The organism is Collinsella aerofaciens (genome assembly GCF_040926185.1).
Lineage (GTDB): Bacteria > Actinomycetota > Coriobacteriia > Coriobacteriales > Coriobacteriaceae > Collinsella > Collinsella aerofaciens_BC.
The window spans coordinates 1-19,128 of the sequence record NZ_JBCOIQ010000018.1 but is presented as its reverse complement, the minus strand read 5'-3'; the positions used below and the strand labels follow the sequence as shown (position 1 = coordinate 19,128).

Genomic DNA, 19,128 nt, shown 5'->3' with positions numbered 1-19,128 from the left:
TATTTGCCTCAAAGGTGCTCCGCGTGTAATTTGCCCGAGTCGTGGGCCGATGGCGTATCATTATCTCTTGCTTGTTTGCACTGCTCAGGGAGGGGCCGCGCATGGCGCAGGAACACGATCTGTTTGATGACATTATCGAGATCAGCAAGGGTTTCGACTTTCTTAAAAACCCGCTTGGCGGCGTGACCGATGCACTCGATCCATCGGCGCCGCAGTGGAATCCTGCCGACTACAAGGAGCGCCCGCGCGGCAACACCATTCCGTGCCTGACCTGCAAAAACGAAAAGAGCGGTTGCACCGCGTGCATGGACGTGTGCCCGGTCAACGCTATCGAGGTCGAGGAAGACGCCATCGAGATCCTCGACTCCTGTCGCAAGTGCGGCCTGTGCGCCGCTGCCTGTCCGACCGAGGCGATCATCTCGCCGCGCCTGGCGCCCAAAAACCTGTATGACGATATCGTCTCTGCTGCTACGAGCCACGAGACCGCCTACGTCACCTGCACGCGCGCCCTCAAGCGCATGCCGCGCGAGAACGAGGTCGTCGTCGCCTGCGTGGGCGATATTACTGCCGAGACCTGGTTCTCGGTGCTGGCCGACTATCCCAACGTGAGCGTCTACCTGCCGTTGGGCGTGTGCGATAAATGCCGCAACACCGGCGGTGAGGACATTCTGGGCGAGGCGATTGCGAAGGCCGAGGAGTGGTCTGGCACGGGTATGGGTCTGGAGGTCGACCCCAAGAGCCTCAAGTGCCATAAGCTTCGCGAGTACGAGCGCAAGGAGTACATGGAAAAGATCGCCCGCACGACGGGCCTGACAGTGACCAAGCTCAACCCGGCGACGGCGGCGCTGGCTTCGGTGACGCAAAAGCTCAAGGTCCATCGCCATCAGATTACCCAGCTGGAGCGCACGCTCAACACCATGTGCGGCACCACGACGACCAAGCGTCGCCGTTCGCTCACGCACGGGCGGCAGCTGGTGCTCTCGACGCTGCAGAACCATCCCGAGCTTGCCCAGAACATGCAGGTGAGCACGCCGGAGTGCGATTTTGACAAGTGCACGTCGTGCGGCGAGTGCGTCAACGTGTGCCCCACGTTTGCCTGCGATTTGGTGGGAAGCGGTCGCTTTGCGTTGGAGTCCACGTATTGTTTAGGCTGCGGGGCCTGTGCCAAGGTTTGTCCCGAACATGCGCTCAAGCTGGTCGAGCACGATGCGTCCAATCTGGTCGTTGTCGACCCCGAGGCCGAGGAAAAGGCCGCTCAGAAGGCCAAGGCCCACGAAGAGGCCCAGAAGGCCAAGGCCGAGGCAAAGGCCAAGCTTGACAAGATGCTCGATCAGGTGGAGAAGCTCGCGGACTAGTCAGCGAGCTCTATCTCTGCTTCATTTGCGCCGCCGCGGTGTCCGGATTCGCCCGGATGCTGCGGCGGCGCTATACTTATGCAGTTTGAAGTACCTGTATCAAAAGGAGCTGTCGTGTCCCTTTCCATCGGTATCGTGGGCCTGCCCAACGTGGGCAAGTCGACGCTGTTCACCGCGCTTACCAAAAAGACCGGCCTTGCCGCCAACTACCCGTTTGCCACGATCGACCCCAACGTGGGTATCGTCGACGTGCCCGATAGCCGCTTGCAAAAGCTTGCCGACATCGTTAACCCGGGTCGTATTGTGCCGGCGACGGTCGAGTTCGTCGACATCGCAGGTCTGGTGAAGGGCGCTAACGAGGGCGAGGGCCTGGGCAACCAGTTCCTGGCCAACATTCGCGAGACCGACGCCATCTGCGAGGTCGTGCGCTACTTTAAGGATCCCAATGTCATGCGCGAGGTTGGTCGCACGGGCGAGTTCGTCGACCCCGCCGGCGATGCCGATACCATTATGACCGAGCTTATCCTGGCCGACATGGGAACGCTCGAGAAGCAGCTGCCCAAGCTCGAGAAGGAGGCCAAGCGCGACAAGGAGCTCATGCCCAAGTTTGAGGTTGCCAAGCGCCTGCTCGCTTGGCTCAACGAGGGCAAGCGAGCCGCGTCCATGGAGATGACTGACGAGGAACGTGCCGCTGCCAAGGGTCTGTTCCTGCTCACCATGAAGCCCATCTTGTATGTGGCCAACGTGGACGAGGACATGCTCAACGACGACCTGGCGCCCATCGATGGCGTTAAGCCGCTGCCCATTTGCGCCAAGATCGAGGCCGAGCTTTCTGAGCTCGATCCCGAGGATGCCGCCGACTACCTGGAGAGCCTGGGCCTGGAGCAGCCTGGTCTTGACGTGCTCGCTCAGGCTGCCTACAAACTGCTCGGTCTGCAGTCGTTTTTTACGGCTGGCGAGATGGAGGTCAAGGCCTGGACGGTGCGTCAGGGTGCGACTGCTCCGCAGGCAGCCGGTGTCATCCACACCGACTTTGAGCGCGGCTTTATTAAGGCCGAGGTCATTGGCTACGACGACTACATCGAGCTCGGCGGCGAGCAGGGCGCCAAGGCTGCCGGCAAGCTGCGCATCGAGGGCAAAGAGTACATCATGGCCGACGGCGACGTCGTGCACTTCCGCTTTAACGTGTAAGGACGACGCATATGTTTAAATACGGCAAAAAAGCCGGCTACATGGGCATCGCGCTGCTGGTGCTTGCGGTGCTTCCGCTGGTGGTCGCAGCGTGTGTTATCCCCAACATTGGCCCCGAGGTGGCAACGAAGTTTAATGCCGCCGGTGAGGTGATGCGCTGGGGCAAGAGTTACGAGCTGTTGGCGCTTCCGGTGCTCAACCTGCTGCTGAGCGTGGCGACGTACTTTACGGCGGGACGTCAAGCTAAAAACAATGATGACTCCGCCGCCATGGCGCGCATCGTGTGCGAACGCTACCTGCGCAACGGTTGCATCACGGGTGTGTTCCTCAACGTGATCAACGTTTACTTTATGTACTCGGCGATTACCGGAACGGGCTTTGGCTTTGGTTTCTAGCTTGTCCTTTTAGGCAACGAGCCTACAAGCAAATTCGATGGCTGCTGCGAGGCCGCCGCTCGATCGTGGTTTAAAGACCATGTCGGCGGCGGCCTCGTTTTCGTATCCGGCACCGCGAAGGGCGAGCGCGATACCGGCTTCCAAGAGAAGGGGCAGGCCGCGTTGGCTGGTTGCAATTACGGCAGCCTGATTGAGCGAGCAACTGTGCGTCTGGCAGTGGATGGCAAGTTCGCCTTGCGCCGGGCAAGGGACCAGAACAGCGGCGACGCGACTTGATAGCAATGCAAATGCCGTGCGCTCATCGGGCGAAAGGCATGCAGCTTCAACGATGACGAGCTTGGGCGGCGCGCTGTTTGTGCGAAGCGTGGCTCGGTACATGCGGACCGAAGAACCCGACATAGAAAACTCCTGTGTATTCGGCAAAACGTAAACTATAGTTTACGTTTATGTTCGGCTCCATTTCAAACTCGGCTGCATGGACGAACGTGCGAAACAGATTCTTGGCAGGCGGGTCGAAGAGACACGCAGGGACCTTGGTATCTCCAAGGTTGATTTTTGTGTGGCAACAGGAATCAGCCGACCCTACCTCGACCGAATCGAAGATGGAACGGCAAATTTCACGCTCAAGGTTCTATTTAAGATCGCACCCGCACTCGGTATGACGGTGTCAGAGCTTCTTGAGGGTATCGAATAGGGGATACCCGCCGACAGCTGAATTACGCCATCGGGATACGGTCGTGGTTGACTTGGCTGTAGAACAGGCGCTGAATTTCTGACGCATCACGTGACTGGCCGAGTGCCCACATGGTCTTGGCCACGAGCGTCTCGGTGGTCATGTCGTCGCCGCGCAGAATGCCCGGATGATCGGCGTAAGCACGGCCGACCTCATAAACGCCCAGATCGAGGCCCTCTTCGGGGACCTGCGTGGTCATAACGACGGTGCGGCCCGAATCGACCCAGCGGAAAATTGCTTCTTGGAACGACTCGCCCGACTCACCAAACTCGGGGATACCGCCAATGCCAAAGGTCTCCAAAATCACGGCGTCGTAGCTATCGGCAAGGGCGTCGAGGATGCCCGGGTTTACGCCGGGCGTAAGCTTGAGTACAAATACGCGCGGGTCGATGCTGTCGTAGAAACGCACCGGGTTTTCGCCCTGATGCGTGCCGTGAAGCCCGTTGCGCACGATGCGGTCGTTGCGGATATAGGCGATGGGCGGATAGTTGACGCTAATGAACGCGTTAAAGCTCATGGTGCGCTGTTTGCGGGCGCGCGTGCCGGCAATGGCGACGCCGCCAAACACGATTGAGACGTCGTGCGAGTGTTCGTCGAGCGCATAGAGCAGGCTCTGGTACAGGTTGAGCTTGGCGTCGGTAAAGGGGTTGCCCATGGGCTTTTGCGAGCCGGTGAGCACGATGGGCTTGGGGCTGTCCTGAATCAGGTAGGAAAGCGCTGCCGCGGTGTAGCTCATGGTGTCAGTGCCGTGCAGAATCACGAAGCCGTCGTGGTCGGCATAACCCTCGACGATGACGTCGCGGATACGCATCCAGTCGCTCGGGCGCATGTTGGTGCTGTCGATGTTCATGGGCTGCACGACGTCGAGCTCGCAGAGCCCCGAGATCTCGGGGACGCTCTGGGCGAGCTCCTCACCGGTCAGGGCGGGGGAGAGGCCGTTGCCGTCCTCGGTCGATGCGATGGTGCCGCCCGTGGCGATGAGAAGGATGCGCTTCATGCTGGTATTCCTATCGTATTTGCCGCCGCAGAGGCGGAGTCGTTCGGCAGTATTGTGGCACAGGGCGTCCAATGTTCAAACGTATTACATCATCTGTAACGTTTGAAAACACTTCAATTGCCGTCAAATAGGGGCCCAGGTCGTGCGTTTGCCGTGCGCTGATGGCCGCGAGGGGCGAGAAACCCCATATAACGTGTACACTATGGAGGTTATTTTCGTTCATTCACGCGGGTGGGCACCGGCTCCCCGCCAACAAGAGGGGGAACCATGGATCAAAAGGCTTCCGCAAAGGTCCTCGTACTCGACTTTGGTGCGCAGTACGGTCAGCTCATTGCCCGTCGCGTCCGCGACCTCAACGTGTATTCCGAGATCGTCCCCTGCGACATCTCGGCCGACGAGATTCGCGAGATGAACGCCTCTGCGCTCATCCTTTCCGGCGGCCCGGCCTCTGTGTATGCCGAGGACGCTCCGTCTATCGACCCCGCCATCTTTGACCTGGGCCTTCCCGTCCTGGGCTTTTGCTACGGCCATCAGATCACGGCCGTGACGCTCGGCGGCAAGGTCGGCCACTCCGAGGTGGGCGAGTACGGCCGCGCCACCATCACGCGCACGGCCGGCGCCAAGCTCTTTAACTCCACGCCCATGGAGCAGACCGTGTGGATGAGCCATCGCGACGCCGTTTCCGAGGTGCCCGAGGGCTTTACCGTTACCGCCAGCACCGACGTGTGCCCGGTTGCTGCCATGGAGTGCCCCGAGCGCAAGATCTTCACCACGCAGTTCCACCCCGAGGTCAAGCACTCCGAGTATGGTCAGCAGCTGCTGAGCAACTTCCTGTTTGAGATCTGCGGCCTGGAGCCCAACTGGAGCATGGACAACCTGGTCGAGACCATGACGGCCGAGTTCCGCGAGAAGGTCGGCAACGACCGCGTGATTCTGGCCCTGTCCGGCGGCGTCGACTCCTCCGTCGTGGCTGCGCTGGGTGCTCGTGCCGTAGGTAAGCAGATGACCTGCGTGTTCATCAACCACGGTCTGCTTCGTAAGGGCGAGCCCGAGCAGGTGGAGGAGGTCTTCACCAAGCAGTTTGACGTCGACTTTATCCACGTCCACGCCGAGGACCGTTATGCCGAGCTTCTGGCCGGCGTGACCGAGCCCGAGGAGAAGCGCCGCATCATCGGTACGCAGTTCTGGAAAGAGTTCTTCGCCGTGGCGCAGCAGCTCGAGACCGATGGCAAGCCGGTCAAGTATCTGGCTCAGGGCACCATCTACCCCGACATCATCGAGTCCGGCGCTCGCAAGACGGGCGGCAAGACGGCCACCATCAAGAGCCATCACAACCTGATCCCGTTCCCCGAGGGCGTGCACTTCGACCTTATTGAGCCGCTCGACCACTTCTTTAAGGACGAGGTCCGCGCACTTGGTCTGGCGCTGGGCCTGCCGGGCCACATCGTGTTCCGCCAGCCTTTCCCGGGCCCGGGTCTTGCCATCCGCATCATTGGTGCGGTCGACAAGGAGAAACTCGAAATCCTCAAGAACGCCGACGCCATCGTGCGCGAGGAGCTCGACGCCTACAACCAGCGTCTGTTTGAGCAGACCGGCGAGCGCAACTCCGAGCACAGCTGCTGGCAGTACTTTGCGGTCCTGCCCGACATTAAGTCCGTCGGTGTTATGGGCGACGAGCGCACCTACCAGCGCCCGATCATCCTGCGTGCCGTTGAGTCCAGCGATGCCATGACCGCCGACTGGGCCAAGCTGCCCTACGACGTGCTTGCCCGCATCTCCGGCCGCATCGTTGCCGAGGTCCCCGGCGCCAACCGCGTCTGCTACGACATCACGTCCAAGCCGCCCGCGACCATCGAGTGGGAGTAAACGATATTCGTTGATTTCAAGCCTCTGACCTGCGAAAACAGGTCGGGGGCTTCTTATTTTGCAACCTCTGTGCAACCTTTGCGGTTTCGCGCCCCGTGAACAGGGGACGTAGCACTGTTCACGTCTGGGCCCATGTCGGCACCGATCAATGCCCGCGCTGCTTCTGCTTCAGCTTCCGCTGCTCGAAGCACGTCGCCCGGGATTCCTCGCCAGAGGAGAACTGACCGTTCCTTGCGAAACCGCGAGACCAGCTATATCCGCTTGTTGCGGGCTTGCTTGAGCCAGTTCCTCTTGAAAGAGCCTATACCTCCGAAGAGCTTGTTGTACGTCTCACCGTTCTCCTTGGCCTCGTACTTGACCAAGGCAAGTTCGATAGTGTAGAGGTAATCCGCCACTTGCTCGAGGCGGTAGTCGGTCATCGAGGTCTTGCGGCGTCGGACGACCCCTTTTGAGAGGACCTTGCCCACCGAGTCGTCTCGCCCGCGGAACAGAAGGAGCGCATCCTCTCGACCTTCAGCGACCTGTGCTGCGAGATGGAGGGCTGCACCATCGTGCAGGGCCCTTTCCAAAGCGAAGTGTCGAGCCGAAGTGTTGAGCGTCGGCCCTGAATGTTCAATGACCGTTGTTTTCTGCCCCTCAAGTGGTGGACTTTTCCTCGGAGCTGTTGATTCCCCCACGCGCCCCCTTCCGTTCTCTGTTCTCCCCTTATACTCCTTGTACGAGGAGGTAAGAAGTCATGGACAAGACCGCACAGGACAGCTTGGCAAAGAAACCCGTCGACATGAGGGACAGGATTCTCGAGCATCTCGAGGCCCTCACCTCTGCCGTCTCGCTCGACGACCTTGCCCGTCTGTCCACCTCCGACATCGCCGAGACGCTCATCATCTCCAGGAGCCTGGCGAGCCAGTACCTCAACGACCTTGTTCGCGCCGGCCTTGTGGTTAAGGTGGCGGGCAGGCCTGTCCGTTTTTTTCATCGCCGCGCGTTCCAGAAGCGTTTTCAGGTAAAGCTCTCTGCAAGCGAGTACGCCTCGCTCGCCGACCTCATCCAGGCGACGGGAATCGCCGATCATCGCGACTTCGCGCGTGCCGTGGGCTTTGACCTGAGCCTCAGCTCCGTTGTCGAGCAGTGCAAGGCTGCGGTTCAGTACCCTCCGTTTGGCCTGCCCATCCTCTTGAGCGGCGGCGTGGGTGTCGGTAAGTCTTTCCTTTCTCGCCTTGTGTACGAGTACGGCAAGAACCAGGGCTTGCTGTCCCGCGACTCCTCCTATGTGCGCATCGACTGCGCCGGGGTCCCGGATGCCGCCTCGTTCAACGGGCTTCTTGACGAGTCGATCGCGAAATCGCGCGGGGTGTGGTTTTTGTCAACGGCATCGAGGCACTCTCTCCCTCTGCGATGGAGCACTGCCTTGCGACGGCCCTCGGGCTCGATGCCTCCCAGGATGCGCCGCGCGCTCGCCTCGTTCTTTCGACGACGCTTTCCGCCGATGACCTGAAGGTTTCCTCGGCCTACAGCAAAATGCCCATCTGTGCCCGCGTCCCCTCACTCAAGGAGCGGACCCCCGAGGAGCGCGAGGATCTCATCTTGAGCTTCCTGCGCAGCGAGGGGTGCCGAATCGGTTCTGATGTGAAGATCAGCCGCGGCGCATACCGTTGCCTCGTGAACGCGGACTTTTCCGATAACATCGCCGGCTTGCGCGCCTGCGTGACGAACTGCTGCGCCAAAGCGTTCCTCAATCGCGAGGGCGACTACGTCGTCGTTCGCCCGTATCTTCTTCCCAGCGGGCTCCTCTCCTCCGCGCAGATCGATCAACAGCCCGACGATGGCGTTCTGATCGACGCGTCCCTGGATGCCGCCGAGGGCACAGGGCCGGTCGAGCAGGCGCTCGATGCCCTGTGCTCCCTCGATGAGCGATTCTGCGCCGGGGAGCTCTCTGTCTCCGAGCTCGTCTCGCAAGCTGTCTCCGCTGTGCGCGGCGTTGAGGATCACTTGATCTTCGACCACGGCGTCGCCTCCTCGAGGTCGCGCGCCTTCGAGCGCGTCGTGGGCGCGGTCCTTGCCGACGCAGGCTCTTCTTATGGCATCGAGCTTTCGAGGAAGGTCGCTTTTCTACTGGCCCAGGAGATTTGCCTGCAGTTGTGGCCGGGTATCGGCCTGGCTAAGCGAAAGTCTGCCTGTGCGGAGCAAATCTCCCATCTCCTCGGTGCCGTGACCTCCGAATTGCCGTTTGCCTCGAGTGTCTCCGATCAGGTCGCCGCAGACGTGGAAGGGGCGCTGGGAATCTCGCTCGATCACTTCACGAAGACGCTTCTGACGCTGTGCGTCGCATCGGAGTCTCGCGATGCGAAGGCCCTTCGGACGCTCTGCGTCATCTTGTCCCACGGCTACTCAACGGCGACGAGCATCGCCGACGCGGCGAACCGTATGCTCGGCATGCATGTGTACGAGGCTGTCGACATGCCCTACGACCAGCAGCTGAAGGACATCGTCGGTCCGCTCCAGCACCTCGTCGACCGCCATTCCTACTGCACCGGGGTCGTGTTCCTCGTCGACATGGGCTCCTTGGAGGAGGCCTATAAGGCCCTCGAGAACGTTACCGACTCCACTATCGGCGTGGTGAACAACGTCTCTACCGGTCTTGCGCTCGAGATCGGGGTCGGGCTGCTCGGCGGCAAGTCCATCGCCGAGGTTCTTGGCGATGCGACCGCCGCGTGCGTGACGCACTGCAAGGTGATCGAGCGCGTCAACCGTGAGGACGCCATCGTCTTCTGCTCCGAGTCCGGGGTCGACGCCGCGGAGAGGATACGCCAGCTCGTCTCGCAGAGCCTCCCGCGCACCATAGGCGCGCGCCTGCTCACGAGGCCCTTCAAGCAGCTCGTCGCGAACGGGTCGAACGACGCCGTTTTCTCCGAGCACCGCGTCTGCGCCGTCATCGGCACGGGAGACCCCGGGGTCGCCTCCATCCCCTTCGTCGCCCTCGAGGACATCATGTCGACGGCGTCCGCCTCTAAGGTCGATGCCGTGTTCGGCAGGTGGCTTGACGCTTCCGAGCTCTCTTCTTTCCACGAGAAGCTGCTCTCGAACATGACGCTGCAGAACGTCATCCGCTCCATCACCATCCTCGACCCGGAGCGGCTATTCCACGAGATCGAGAGCGCCGTGCACGAGCTTCAGCGCAGGACAGGCGAGAAGATCGGCAGCAACGCCATCATTGGGCTCTACGTCCACCTCTGCTGTCTCGTCGAGCGCCTTGTTACCAGAAACCCCATTGAGACCTACGTTGGCCAGGACCGCTTCGAGGAGGAGCGTGCCGATTTCATCGAGTCCTTCAGGCAGAGCTTCTCGAGTATCTCGACGCGCTATCGCGTAGAGGTTCCCGTAAGCGAGATCGCATATGTCTTCGACTACATAAGCGTGAGCGCCGCCCCGGCGCGAGAAGAGCGCCTCGGCTCCTCGGACCTCCTGCTCGACGAGTGACCTTCCCCGCGCCGCCGCAAGCTGACCGCGCGTCCTCAATAATCCGATAACCCCTTGCCCGGCGCGAATCCGGATAGCGCCGAGGCAGTACCGAACGTAAAACTTCATTTGATAGGAGCAAACATGAGTGTTGTTATGGCACGAATCGACAATCGCCTGCTTCACGGCATCATCGTGACGCAGTGGGCCCCGGTGTCGGGCGCGACCCGAGTCATGGTCATCGACGACAAGGTCGCCGGCGACGAGGTCCTGAAGTCCACTATGAGGATGGCGCGCCCCGCGGGCATGGCCGTCTCGATCATCTCCGAGCAGACCGCGCTCAAGAACTTCGCGGCGGGCAAGTACGACCGCGAGAAGGTCTTTGTCATCGCAGAGGAGCCCGAGACGATCCTTCACCTGGTCGAGTCGGGCATCGAGCTCCCGTCGCTGATCGTCGGCGGCTCGCTCGTCAAGGAGGGCGGCGTCCAGCTCACCCAGCGCGCCTATGCCTCCGCCGAGAACGTCCAGAGCTACAAGGCGCTCATCGCCCGCGGCGTCAAGGTGACGGCACAGTTCGTGCCCGCCGACAAGCCCGTCTCCGTCGCCGACCTCATCTAAGGAGGGATCATGGTCAACTTCACTATCCTGCAGGTCGTCCTTTTGACCCTGCTGGCCTTCATCAAGCACGTGGACTACTACGGCATCCCGATGATCTTCGTCAACTATGCCGTCTTCTGGGGCCTTATCACCGGCGTCGTCATGGGCGACTGGCAGACCGGCCTCGTCATCGGCGGCACCATCCAGCTCATGCAGCTCGGCGTCGCGGGCTTCGGCGGCTCGTCGATTCCCGACTACGGCACGATGGCCATCATCGCCACCGCCTACGGCGTGACCCTGGGCGCGGACACGGGCCTCGCCATCGGCCTGCCGGTCGGCATGCTCGGCATCCAGCTCGACGTCATCGTCAAGATCCTCAACGGCTTCGTCGTCGAGAAGTCCCAGAAGTTCTGCAACGAGGGTAAGTTCAATCAGATGAACGCCATCCTGTGGGTCTGCCCCGCGCTCTTCGGCCTGTGCGCCGCCCTGCCCGTCTTTGTCTCCGTGACGCTCGGCCAGCCCGCCGTCAACTGGCTCCTCGAGGTCATGCCTCAGTGGTTCCTCTCCGGCCTCACCCTCGCCGGCAAGATGCTCCCGGCCATCGGTATCGCCATGCTGCTCCGCTACATGCCCACCGGCAAGTACTTCCAGTACCTGCTCGTCGGCTTCTTCCTCTCGGCCTTCCTGAACGTGCCCATCATCGGCGCCGCCATCGTCGGCGTTGCCCTCGCGATCGCGTTCTACCAGCGTGCCGAGAGGGACACCGAGCTCGCCGCCCACGCTTCCGCAGACGCCTTCATCGGAGAGGATGAGTAACCATGGAAAACGAGAACATCACCGCCGTCGCCGAGGGCAAGCCCTCCGGCTACAAGGTCACCAAGAAGGATCTGCGCAACGCGAACTGGCGCTGGCTCATGAGCGTGTGCACCTTCAACTACCAGACCCAGCAGGGCGCCTCAGTCGCCTACGCCCTCTCGCCGGTCCTGAGGAAGATCTACACGAACGACGAGGACTATAAGCAAGCGCTCAACAACCACTTCCGCTACTACAATACCCAGCCTTGGCTCGCCGCCATCATCCTTGGCGCCTGCGTGGCCATGGAGGAACGCGACGGCCTAGCGGCGGCGGACGCCGTCCAAGACCTGAAGATCGGCACCATGGGACCGCTCGCCGGCGTCGGCGACTCCCTGCTCATGACCATGATCCCGACCATCATGGGCTCCATCGCCGCCTACATGGCCATCGAGGGCAACCCCGTGGGAGCCGGCATCTGGTTCGCGCTCATCTTGGCCATCTTCTGGGTCCGCATGCACGCCCTCGAGTTCGGCTACAAGCAGGGCGTGAAGCTCGTCACCGACTTCAGCGAGAAGCTTCCCAACCTCACTGCCGCCGCCTCCGTGCTCGGCCTCACCGTGGTCGGCTGCCTCATCGCCTCGGTCATCGGCGTCACCTGCCCGATTAGCTTCAGCTTCGGCGACGTCTCGATGGAGATTCAGCCGCTGCTCGACAAGATCCTGCCTGCCATGATCCCCGCCGCCATCACGGGAAGCGCGTATTACCTTCTTACCAAGAAGAACGCGAGCATGACGGCCCTCATCCTCGTGGTGATCGTCCTCGCGATGGTCGCCTCCGCCGCTGGCATCCTCGCCTAGCTTCGACCCAAGAGATTGGTGAATCAATGAGAAAGATAGTTGTGGCGAGCCATTCCCTTCTCGCCCAGGGCTTCAAGGACACCCTCGAGTTCCTTACGGGTAAGAGCGACGCCGTCAACGCCGTGTGCGCCTACGTGAACGACAACGGCGAGGGGCTCGACGCGGCGGTCGAGGCGGCTCTTTCGGGCACTGACGAGGTCGTCGTCCTCACCGACGCGCTCGGCGGCAGCGTGAACCAGCGCTTCTCCCGCTTCGCCTCCGACCGGATCCACGTGATCGCGGGTGTCAACCTCCCGCTCGCCATGACGGTCGCGCTCGCGCGCCCCGACGAGAAACTCGACTTCGACGCCCTCGTCGACGAGGCGCGCCAGCAGATCGTCTACGTGAACGGTGCCAGTTCCGCCGAGTGCGAAGACGACGAATAGAGGAGGTCGACGATGAGAGAGTTCCTTAAGGACGTGTGGATGCACGGCGGTGAGGAAAGCCGCGCCATCACCCCCGAGAACATCACGGGCGAGAAGGGCCGTGCCGCCATGTCGGCCAGCCACCTCGGCGTCGGCCGCAAGGGCTCGTGCTGCGTGCCCCTTGAGTCCGGCGAGACCATCACGCTCGCGGACATCGAGGGCCCCGGCATCATCCGCCACATCTGGATGACCGTCCCCGACAAGACCGCCGCCGGCAGCTTCGTCATGCGCGACCTCGTGCTGCGCTTCTACTGGGACGACGAGGAGACCCCCTCGGTCGAGTGCCCTGTCGGCGACTTCTTCTGCAACGGCTTCGGTGAGCGCGCCATCGTCAACTCGATGCCCATCTGCGTGAACCCGACGGGCGGCATGAACTGCTACTTCGAGATGCCTTTCAGGAAGCACGCCAAGGTCACGCTTACGAGCGAGCACCCCGGGTTCATTAAGTACATCTTCTACACGTTCAACTACGCGCTCACCGACGTGCCGGACGACGCCATGTACTTCCACGCCCGTTTTAACCGCGAGCGCAGCACCCGCAGGGGCGTCGACTACACCGTGCTCGACGGCGTGCGCGGTAAGGGCTACTACGTCGGCACCTACATGGCCCTGTGCGCCCTGGAGCGCTATTGGTGGGGCGAGGGCGAGATGAAGTTCTTCCTCGACGGCGACGAGGAGTTCCCCACGGTCACCTCGACGGGAGCCGAGGACTACTTCGGCGGTGCCTGGGCCTTCCTCGACAGGCCGCCCCACGCGCTGCCCGAGGCGCAGTGCTTCAACACGCTGTTCGCCGGCTACCCGTACCGCTCGACGCGCGACGCCACGCGCGACCGCTTCAGCGCGGGCAAGCCGAACCCGAACCCGATGCTCGCGACCAACGACGACGCGCTGCCCAGGCATGGCCTCTACAGGTGGCACCTTCCCGACCCGATCTCGTTCAAGGAGGACCTGCGCGTGACGTTCCAGGACCTCGGCAACGACGACATCAAGCTCTACGAGCGCGAGGACGACATCTCCACCGTCGCCTACTGGTACCAAAGCGAGCCGCACGCCGTGCTCGCCCCGTTTGCCGCAAGGCAGGACCGCGTGCCCAGGTAGGGTCGCCTCGAAACAAGCCAACGTTATGGGCGCCCGCGGTTGACCATGACTGCGGGCGTCCCTTTGTAAGGAGGATCACATGAGCGAAAAGCAAATGAGGCTCGGCGCCCTCGAGGCCGGCGGGACCAAGATGGTCTGTGCCGTGGTGTCCGGCGACGGCGAGGTCCTCGACCGTATGGAGACCCCGACGCTTATGCCCGCCGAGACCGTCCCACAAATGGTCGAGTGGTTCACCGCCCGTGATGTGAACGCGTTGGGCATCGGCGCCTTCGGCCCGACCTGCGTCGACCCCGCCGACGAGCGCTACGGCTCCATCCTCCAAACGCCCAAGCTCGCGTGGCGAGGCTATGGTCTTCGCGCCGCGTTCGCCGACGCCCTCGGGATTCCGGTGGCCTACGATACGGACGTGAACGTTGCCTGCCTCGGCGAAGTGGTCTTCGGCTGCTGCAAGGGGCTCAAGGACGCCGTCTACGTGACCATCGGCACCGGCGTGGGCGCGGGCGTCATGTGCGCGGGCAGGCTCCTTCACGGCATGCTGCACCCCGAGGCCGGTCACATGCTGGTAAGGACCCGTCCCACCGAGGAAGGACGCTGCGTCTGCCCGAGCCACGCGAGCTGCCTCGAGGGCCTCGCCTCCGGCCCCGCCATCGCCGCGCGCTGGGGAAAGCCCGCGGCCGAGCTCGCGGACAACGATGAGGTGTGGATGCTCGAGGGGGATTATCTGGGGCAGATGTGTGCGAACCTCGTGCTCATGTACTCGCCTCGCCGCATCGTCCTCGGCGGTGGCGTGATGCACCAGGAGCAGCTCTACGGCATCGTCCGCAAGAAGACCCTCGAATATCTGGGTGGCTACATCCAGACCGCCGAGCTTAAGGACATGGAGAGCTACATCTGCGCCCCGGGCTGCGGCGGCGACCAAGGAATCCTCGGCGCGGCCGAGCTGGCAAGAAGGGCGCTCGCGTAACTTGCGCTCTCTCCGCCATACAACGCGTTAAGAAAAGACGAGCGCTTCTTGCCAATTGGGCGGCAAGAAGCGCTCGTCTTTTGCATTTGTTTTTGGGCAGAACGCCCCTCCTCCGCTAGAGTCCCTGGACCGCCACACCCACGAGGTTTGGACCGGTGTGGACAAGAAGCGCGGGGCTGATGTCGGAGCGGACGATCTCCACCGCGTTGGCCACGCGCTCGCGCAGGGCCTGCTCCATGCGGTCGTAAAGGTCGGCGTAGGCCGAGGTGTAGCTCACGGCAAAGCGCACCCTGGGGTGCTTCTCGGCGATGGCGGCGACGAGCTTGACCTCGGTGCGATGCGGTACTTGCATAGCCATTTCGTGTGCGCGAGGCTGTTGGCTTTCTGGGCCACAGCAATCACATTCCCCCTAGCATGATGACCTGAACAATCCTCATGCTAGGGGGAAGGTTTTTGTCGCGTAGCGGAAATTGGCCTCCACCCGCTGAGCGGGTGGCTTTCTATGCCGCGCGTGCCGTGCGGCACGGACTAAAGTCCATGAATAAAAACGAGGGAGGCCGTTTCCGACCTCCCTCGCGTGCCCTTGCACGCCCAATATGCGCCGTAAAAGCCGTCTTCTTCAACGTCAAAGTGAATGCGCTTTATGTTTGCCTCTCAAAATCTTATTTTCACGATTTGCATTTTCATCCCGTTGTCACCGACCCTTGCGAGAAACCGGAAAAAGCCGCTGACAGAAGGGTCTTTCAAATCGTTGTAGCCCAGCATATAGCCGCGACTTGTGACCTGCAGACGGCTGTCCCACGTGCCGATTTCCTTGGCGGCATCCGAAACCGCAAAATATGCCCCCACATCCTTGATTTTTGCAGTCTTAAGCCATGTTTTTGCGATCATCTTTACCGCCGTCCGATTGGCAGCATCAAAGACCAGCACACTGCCGGGGAAAGCGTCCGCCATCCCCCGCACCAGTTCCCGGACCTGCTGGGTCAGAAAGTAATAGAACACCCCGGAGGCAAAGAACACCGCCCCGCCGGAGGCATCGATTTTGCCAAACCATGCGGTGTCTTTCAGGTCGCAGGGGATATTATGCTCCCGATCCCCGGCGGGCAGTAGCTGCTGCCGCAAGGCAATCACATCCGGGAAGTCCAGATTGTAGATCTTGCATCTACCGTTGTCGCAGGCTCTGCCGGTGTTGTCCAGCCCGCAGCCCAGATTGACCACCGCCGCATTGGGGTGGCCTTTCAGGTAATCCCACACCTCGAAAGCAAGATCACTCTGCCGCATGGCCACCTCCAGCGCACCAAAGCGCTGCATCAGGCTGCGGGAGTTTTTCTCTGCCTCTGAAAAGTCGTAGTCGATCTGATCGAGCAGACGAACCGCTGTTTCATCCCTGTAAAGGTTCGGGTATAGCTCCGTACACAGCTTTCGGGAATACAGCGGGAGGATCAGCGTCTCCTGCACGGTGTTTTTCTCAATTTTACATTTCATAGGTTCCTTCCTCAGTGAATAAAAACTGTCATAATTGCCGCCAGCAAAGCCACTATGACCGTCATGCCTATCGCCATGTGCAGGATGGATGAAAAATGCTCACATGGCGTTCTCAAACGCCATATCCGCCACACTGCCTTGCAGAACGGCGCAACGCCCCTCCTGAATTGCAGCTCGGTTGAGCTTTCTAGTCCTCTCCACGCTGACGGGCGAATAGTCGATGCCCTTAACGACGCCATGCGGGCATTTTTTCAGCAGCCGTTTTATGTTCGCCCCGCCGCCGCAGCCGCAATCCAGCACCTTGGCATTTGGTGCAAGTCGTAGAAATCGAAGTCCCCACCGCGCCACAGGGCTGTGGCCCAGATTCATCATGGCAACCATAAGTTTTCCGCCGAGGCCCACGGGCTTGCGGGTGTTTTCAAAGAACGACATCTGGCCCCTCCGATTTCGTGCATTCCGCATAGGTCAACGGGAATGAGGCCTTCAGCACCACGCTTTTCTGCACTGCCCAGCCGTTTTGACGCAGGAAACGTAGGTATTCCTCGCTTGTCCACCTGCTGTGGAGGGGGAATCCCACCATACTCATGAAAAAAGCTTTTGCCTTGCCGGAAACCGAGCTCCCCGCGTGGGTGAAGGTTGGCGCGATGAGCACGCCGTCGTCCTTCAGCACCCGCCTGATTTCTTGCAGGGCCTTTTCCGGATGCGGCACTATGTGAAGCGCGTTGGACGCGATCACCACATCAAAGAACTTCTGTGCATAGGGCAGGCGGAACATATCTTGTACGGAAAAGTGCAGCTTTGCGGATTGATTGTCCCGCTTTGCTTCAAGGATCATCTTTGCAGAAGCGTCCGTAGCCTCGATGTGCGCCGCCGCATTTACGATGCTCTTTGCGATAAGCCCCGTGCCGGTGGCAACCTCCAGTACGGTTTTTGCTTTCACCACCGGCCTGATCAGCTCATACATCTTCTCATACGCCGCCCGGTCCTTTCGCATGAAACGGTCGTACCGACCGGCATTCTTGTCCCAGAAGCCCTTGCGTTCGTGCATTGCTATCGCCCCCAAATAGTTAGAGACATCTAACTATAACACACGAATCATGCAGTAAGTCCTTGTGTCCGTTCATGAGAGGCTCGGAGTGAAACGGAATGTTGGGGAGGTCAGCCCTGGCGAGCTTGGTCTCATAGCCCGTGACCGCCTCGGCGATGCTGTCTGCCTGGTCGTGAAAGACGAGTGTGAGCAGATAGTAGCGAGCTTTGCCGCCGCGGTCGCCGCTCTCGTCGACGAAGATGTTGAGCTCCTTGGCCAATGGGGATTCCTAATGGAATGGATAAAAAAATAGCCGGGGGACTCCCCCGGCACTTGGAAGTAGCTCAATGGGCCACCAATAACCTTATAGCATGCTCTGACGGTAAGTGCAGGGGGGCGAGCCGGTACATGGCGTCGCGGCTGATGCGCAGCATCGCGCACGCCTCGTCGGCGCCGAATATCGCGTTGGTCGATGCGATGAGCCTCACCTGGCTCCTGCTAATGCTCTTGGTCATGGTCGTCCTCGAGCTCCTTTCGTCTCGAGGCTCCCTCGCGTGCCCGGCCGCGGGCGGCTCCCGGGGCGGTCGCCGCAGTCATTTGCGACGTGCTTGAGGCGGAGGCATCCGATCAGGCCGGCCATGCGTCCTGGGTCGCCAACATCCGTGAAGCGGCGGACGAGATGGCGACTCGCATCGCCGACATGCTCATGCACATGGGCGGCGACTAGCCAGGGCGATCCCCGCAACGGGCATTATTATCCGGGAAGCGTTTGGTTGCGAGGCACGCCCCTGTGCGGGGCCTGAGTCGTCAGGCCCCGCACAGGGGGACCGCGATGGTGGCCACCGCGCCACCCGAGGGGCTGTTGGCGAGCGAGACGGAGCCCCCGTGGGCGCTCGCGGCCTCGGCGGCGGCGTGGAGGCCGAGCCCATAGTGGCGGCCTCCGTCGCGCGAGGAGCGGGAGGAGTCGTCTGTGAAGAGGCGCTCACAGCCGCGTTCGAGGGCGGCGGGAGAGAAGCCCGGCCCGTCGTCGGCCACCTCGATGACGAGGTGTCCGCCCGCGACGTCGCAGGAGACCGCCACGCGCGAGCGCGCGTGCTCGGCGGCGTTGACCACGAGGTTCGCGGCGGCTCGCGCCAGGGCGGTTCGGTCGAGCGGGGCCTCGGGCGCGCCCACGACAGCGGGGCCCGTGGCCGCGTCGAGCGTCACGCCTCGCGCCCGGGCGATCTGGGCGGCCTCGGCGAGGACCTGCTCGCAGAGCTCGGCCGGCCGCATGGGGGCCCTCTCCGCCCCGCCGGACCCGCGCGAGGCCTCGATGAGCAGGCGCACGTAGCCGTCGAGCCTTTCGACACTGCCGGCTATGTCGCGCGCGGCGGCCGCGAGGTCGGCGTCTTTCTCGTCTTCCAGCTCCTCCGCCACGAAGTCGGCGTTGGCGCGCAGCACGGTGAGCGGCGTCTTGAGATCGTGGGCGAGCGACGCCACCTGCTCGCGCTGCCCCCGCTCCGCGGCCCAGCGGGCCTCGAGCGACTCGGCGAGGGAGGCCCGCATGGCGTCCATCGCGGCGAGGACGTCGTTCACCTCGCGCACGTTGGTGCTGCCGACCGCGAAGTCGAGCTCCCCCGCGCCGACGCGCCCCGCCGCCTCCGCGAGCGGCGCCATCTTGCGCGAGATCACGCGGCTCGCGCGGCGCGCCACGAGCGCAAGCGCGAGCGCGCTTCCCGCCGCGGCGCCGACGAGCATGAGGTTCTGCGGGTTGGGAAGCAGGCCGGCGAGATCGCGCGAGACCCACTGCGGCAGGTACTCGCTGACGAGCGCGCATGCCCCGCCGTCCTTGAGCGGGAACGCGGCGTA

The 19,128-nt window shown here is 62.1% G+C and carries 23 protein-coding genes; 14 read left to right on the top strand and 9 right to left on the bottom strand.

The annotated features are described in order from the left end of the window. The first annotated feature begins 101 nt into the window (after positions 1-101). The 3 genes from AB5750_RS07680 (at position 102) to AB5750_RS07670 (ending at position 2,941) form a co-directional block, all read left to right on the top strand. Positions 102-1,355, top strand: coding sequence for a 4Fe-4S binding protein (locus AB5750_RS07680; protein ID WP_368145898.1), 1,254 nt, complete (start codon positions 102-104; stop codon positions 1,353-1,355). A gap of 114 nt (positions 1,356-1,469) precedes the next feature. Continuing rightward, positions 1,470-2,546, top strand: coding sequence for a redox-regulated ATPase YchF (gene ychF, locus AB5750_RS07675; RefSeq protein ID WP_368145899.1), 1,077 nt, complete (start codon positions 1,470-1,472; stop codon positions 2,544-2,546). Positions 2,547-2,557: 11 nt separating this feature from the next. Continuing rightward, complete coding sequence (locus AB5750_RS07670; RefSeq protein ID WP_368145900.1) at positions 2,558-2,941, top strand: DUF1648 domain-containing protein; 384 nt, start codon at positions 2,558-2,560, stop codon at positions 2,939-2,941. Between the two features lie 9 nt (positions 2,942-2,950). Here AB5750_RS07670 and AB5750_RS07665 read toward each other — a convergent pair whose 3' ends face one another. Further along, complete coding sequence (locus AB5750_RS07665) at positions 2,951-3,340, bottom strand: hypothetical protein (protein WP_368145901.1); 390 nt, start codon at positions 3,338-3,340, stop codon at positions 2,951-2,953. A gap of 76 nt (positions 3,341-3,416) precedes the next feature. Between AB5750_RS07665 and AB5750_RS07660 the strand changes: the two genes are divergently transcribed. After that, positions 3,417-3,635: a helix-turn-helix domain-containing protein gene (locus AB5750_RS07660; RefSeq protein ID WP_035136926.1), complete on the top strand. Its 219-nt coding sequence runs from the start codon at positions 3,417-3,419 to the stop codon at positions 3,633-3,635. 22 nt (positions 3,636-3,657) lie between these two features. Here the strand turns inward: AB5750_RS07660 and AB5750_RS07655 are convergent, their stop codons facing one another. Then, positions 3,658-4,671, bottom strand: a complete 1,014-nt coding sequence (locus tag AB5750_RS07655) for an asparaginase (protein WP_195443548.1) — start codon at positions 4,669-4,671, stop codon at positions 3,658-3,660. Positions 4,672-4,938: 267 nt separating this feature from the next. Between AB5750_RS07655 and guaA the strand changes: the two genes are divergently transcribed. Continuing rightward, entirely contained in the window at positions 4,939-6,537 is a 1,599-nt protein-coding gene (guaA, locus tag AB5750_RS07650) for a glutamine-hydrolyzing GMP synthase (RefSeq protein WP_117770017.1), read from the top strand. Between the two features lie 251 nt (positions 6,538-6,788). Here guaA and AB5750_RS07645 read toward each other — a convergent pair whose 3' ends face one another. Then, positions 6,789-7,214, bottom strand: a complete 426-nt coding sequence (locus tag AB5750_RS07645; RefSeq protein ID WP_368145902.1) for a hypothetical protein — start codon at positions 7,212-7,214, stop codon at positions 6,789-6,791. A gap of 59 nt (positions 7,215-7,273) precedes the next feature. Here AB5750_RS07645 and AB5750_RS07640 point away from each other — a divergent pair, with 59 nt between their 5' ends. The 8 genes from AB5750_RS07640 to AB5750_RS07605 all read left to right on the top strand — a co-directional run bounded on the left by AB5750_RS07640 (position 7,274) and on the right by AB5750_RS07605 (position 14,768). Further along, on the top strand, positions 7,274-8,032 hold the full coding sequence (locus AB5750_RS07640; RefSeq protein ID WP_368145903.1) for a hypothetical protein: 759 nt from the start codon (positions 7,274-7,276) through the stop codon (positions 8,030-8,032). Then, positions 7,933-10,014, top strand: coding sequence for a PTS sugar transporter subunit IIA domain-containing protein (locus tag AB5750_RS07635; RefSeq protein ID WP_368154973.1), 2,082 nt, complete (start codon positions 7,933-7,935; stop codon positions 10,012-10,014). Before AB5750_RS07640 ends, AB5750_RS07635 begins: the two co-directional genes overlap by 100 nt. A gap of 123 nt (positions 10,015-10,137) precedes the next feature. Further along, a complete protein-coding gene (locus AB5750_RS07630; RefSeq protein WP_368145904.1) occupies positions 10,138-10,611 on the top strand; it encodes a PTS sugar transporter subunit IIB in 474 nt (157 codons plus the stop codon). 9 nt (positions 10,612-10,620) lie between these two features. Then, positions 10,621-11,406: a PTS mannose/fructose/sorbose/N-acetylgalactosamine transporter subunit IIC gene (locus AB5750_RS07625; protein ID WP_055287014.1), complete on the top strand. Its 786-nt coding sequence runs from the start codon at positions 10,621-10,623 to the stop codon at positions 11,404-11,406. Positions 11,407-11,408: 2 nt separating this feature from the next. Continuing rightward, the gene (locus tag AB5750_RS07620) at positions 11,409-12,242 is read left to right on the top strand and encodes a PTS system mannose/fructose/sorbose family transporter subunit IID (protein ID WP_117680463.1); all 834 of its coding nucleotides are present in this window, start codon (positions 11,409-11,411) and stop codon (positions 12,240-12,242) included. Positions 12,243-12,268: 26 nt separating this feature from the next. Then, positions 12,269-12,667 carry a PTS sugar transporter subunit IIA gene (locus AB5750_RS07615; RefSeq protein ID WP_055287011.1) on the top strand — a complete coding sequence of 133 codons (399 nt, stop codon included), beginning with the start codon at positions 12,269-12,271 and terminating at the stop codon, positions 12,665-12,667. A 12-nt stretch (positions 12,668-12,679) separates the two neighbouring features. Beyond that, complete coding sequence (locus AB5750_RS07610) at positions 12,680-13,804, top strand: glycoside hydrolase family 172 protein (RefSeq protein WP_172676343.1); 1,125 nt, start codon at positions 12,680-12,682, stop codon at positions 13,802-13,804. Positions 13,805-13,883: 79 nt separating this feature from the next. Beyond that, complete coding sequence (locus AB5750_RS07605) at positions 13,884-14,768, top strand: ROK family protein (RefSeq protein WP_368145905.1); 885 nt, start codon at positions 13,884-13,886, stop codon at positions 14,766-14,768. A gap of 115 nt (positions 14,769-14,883) precedes the next feature. Here the strand turns inward: AB5750_RS07605 and AB5750_RS07600 are convergent, their stop codons facing one another. From AB5750_RS07600 to AB5750_RS07580, 5 genes are all read right to left on the bottom strand, one after another. Further along, complete coding sequence (locus tag AB5750_RS07600) at positions 14,884-15,120, bottom strand: DegV family protein (RefSeq protein ID WP_195246216.1); 237 nt, start codon at positions 15,118-15,120, stop codon at positions 14,884-14,886. Between the two features lie 302 nt (positions 15,121-15,422). Further along, positions 15,423-16,253, bottom strand: a complete 831-nt coding sequence (locus tag AB5750_RS07595) for a class I SAM-dependent methyltransferase (RefSeq protein WP_368145906.1) — start codon at positions 16,251-16,253, stop codon at positions 15,423-15,425. Between the two features lie 99 nt (positions 16,254-16,352). Next, on the bottom strand, positions 16,353-16,685 hold the full coding sequence (locus AB5750_RS07590) for an SAM-dependent methyltransferase (RefSeq protein WP_368145907.1): 333 nt from the start codon (positions 16,683-16,685) through the stop codon (positions 16,353-16,355). Continuing rightward, positions 16,672-17,301 (bottom strand): class I SAM-dependent methyltransferase, encoded by a 630-nt coding sequence (locus AB5750_RS07585; RefSeq protein ID WP_368145908.1) that lies wholly within the window; start codon positions 17,299-17,301, stop codon positions 16,672-16,674. Before AB5750_RS07585 ends, AB5750_RS07590 begins: the two co-directional genes overlap by 14 nt. 19 nt (positions 17,302-17,320) lie before the next feature. Continuing rightward, positions 17,321-17,560, bottom strand: coding sequence for a hypothetical protein (locus AB5750_RS07580; protein WP_368145909.1), 240 nt, complete (start codon positions 17,558-17,560; stop codon positions 17,321-17,323). A gap of 324 nt (positions 17,561-17,884) precedes the next feature. Here AB5750_RS07580 and AB5750_RS07575 point away from each other — a divergent pair, with 324 nt between their 5' ends. After that, positions 17,885-18,007, top strand: a complete 123-nt coding sequence (locus AB5750_RS07575) for a hypothetical protein (RefSeq protein ID WP_368145911.1) — start codon at positions 17,885-17,887, stop codon at positions 18,005-18,007. An 80-nt stretch (positions 18,008-18,087) separates the two neighbouring features. Here the strand turns inward: AB5750_RS07575 and AB5750_RS07570 are convergent. Next, positions 18,088-19,128, bottom strand: a 1,041-nt coding sequence (locus tag AB5750_RS07570; protein WP_368154971.1) for a sensor histidine kinase, incomplete at its 5' end; no start/stop codon positions are given.

Coding starts and splice junctions, on each gene's coding strand:
- AB5750_RS07680 (WP_368145898.1), top strand. CDS start 102: ATGGCGCAGGAACACGATCTGTTTGATGACATTATCGAGATCAGCAAG.
- AB5750_RS07670 (WP_368145900.1), top strand. CDS start 2,558: ATGTTTAAATACGGCAAAAAAGCCGGCTACATGGGCATCGCGCTGCTG.
- AB5750_RS07665 (WP_368145901.1), bottom strand. CDS start 3,340: ATGTCGGGTTCTTCGGTCCGCATGTACCGAGCCACGCTTCGCACAAAC.
- AB5750_RS07660 (WP_035136926.1), top strand. CDS start 3,417: ATGGACGAACGTGCGAAACAGATTCTTGGCAGGCGGGTCGAAGAGACA.
- AB5750_RS07655 (WP_195443548.1), bottom strand. CDS start 4,671: ATGAAGCGCATCCTTCTCATCGCCACGGGCGGCACCATCGCATCGACC.
- guaA (WP_117770017.1), top strand. CDS start 4,939: ATGGATCAAAAGGCTTCCGCAAAGGTCCTCGTACTCGACTTTGGTGCG.
- AB5750_RS07640 (WP_368145903.1), top strand. CDS start 7,274: ATGGACAAGACCGCACAGGACAGCTTGGCAAAGAAACCCGTCGACATG.
- AB5750_RS07635 (WP_368154973.1), top strand. CDS start 7,933: ATGGAGCACTGCCTTGCGACGGCCCTCGGGCTCGATGCCTCCCAGGAT.
- AB5750_RS07630 (WP_368145904.1), top strand. CDS start 10,138: ATGAGTGTTGTTATGGCACGAATCGACAATCGCCTGCTTCACGGCATC.
- AB5750_RS07625 (WP_055287014.1), top strand. CDS start 10,621: ATGGTCAACTTCACTATCCTGCAGGTCGTCCTTTTGACCCTGCTGGCC.
- AB5750_RS07620 (WP_117680463.1), top strand. CDS start 11,409: ATGGAAAACGAGAACATCACCGCCGTCGCCGAGGGCAAGCCCTCCGGC.
- AB5750_RS07615 (WP_055287011.1), top strand. CDS start 12,269: ATGAGAAAGATAGTTGTGGCGAGCCATTCCCTTCTCGCCCAGGGCTTC.
- AB5750_RS07610 (WP_172676343.1), top strand. CDS start 12,680: ATGAGAGAGTTCCTTAAGGACGTGTGGATGCACGGCGGTGAGGAAAGC.
- AB5750_RS07605 (WP_368145905.1), top strand. CDS start 13,884: ATGAGCGAAAAGCAAATGAGGCTCGGCGCCCTCGAGGCCGGCGGGACC.
- AB5750_RS07600 (WP_195246216.1), bottom strand. CDS start 15,120: ATGCAAGTACCGCATCGCACCGAGGTCAAGCTCGTCGCCGCCATCGCC.
- AB5750_RS07595 (WP_368145906.1), bottom strand. CDS start 16,253: ATGAAATGTAAAATTGAGAAAAACACCGTGCAGGAGACGCTGATCCTC.
- AB5750_RS07590 (WP_368145907.1), bottom strand. CDS start 16,685: ATGTCGTTCTTTGAAAACACCCGCAAGCCCGTGGGCCTCGGCGGAAAA.
- AB5750_RS07585 (WP_368145908.1), bottom strand. CDS start 17,301: ATGCACGAACGCAAGGGCTTCTGGGACAAGAATGCCGGTCGGTACGAC.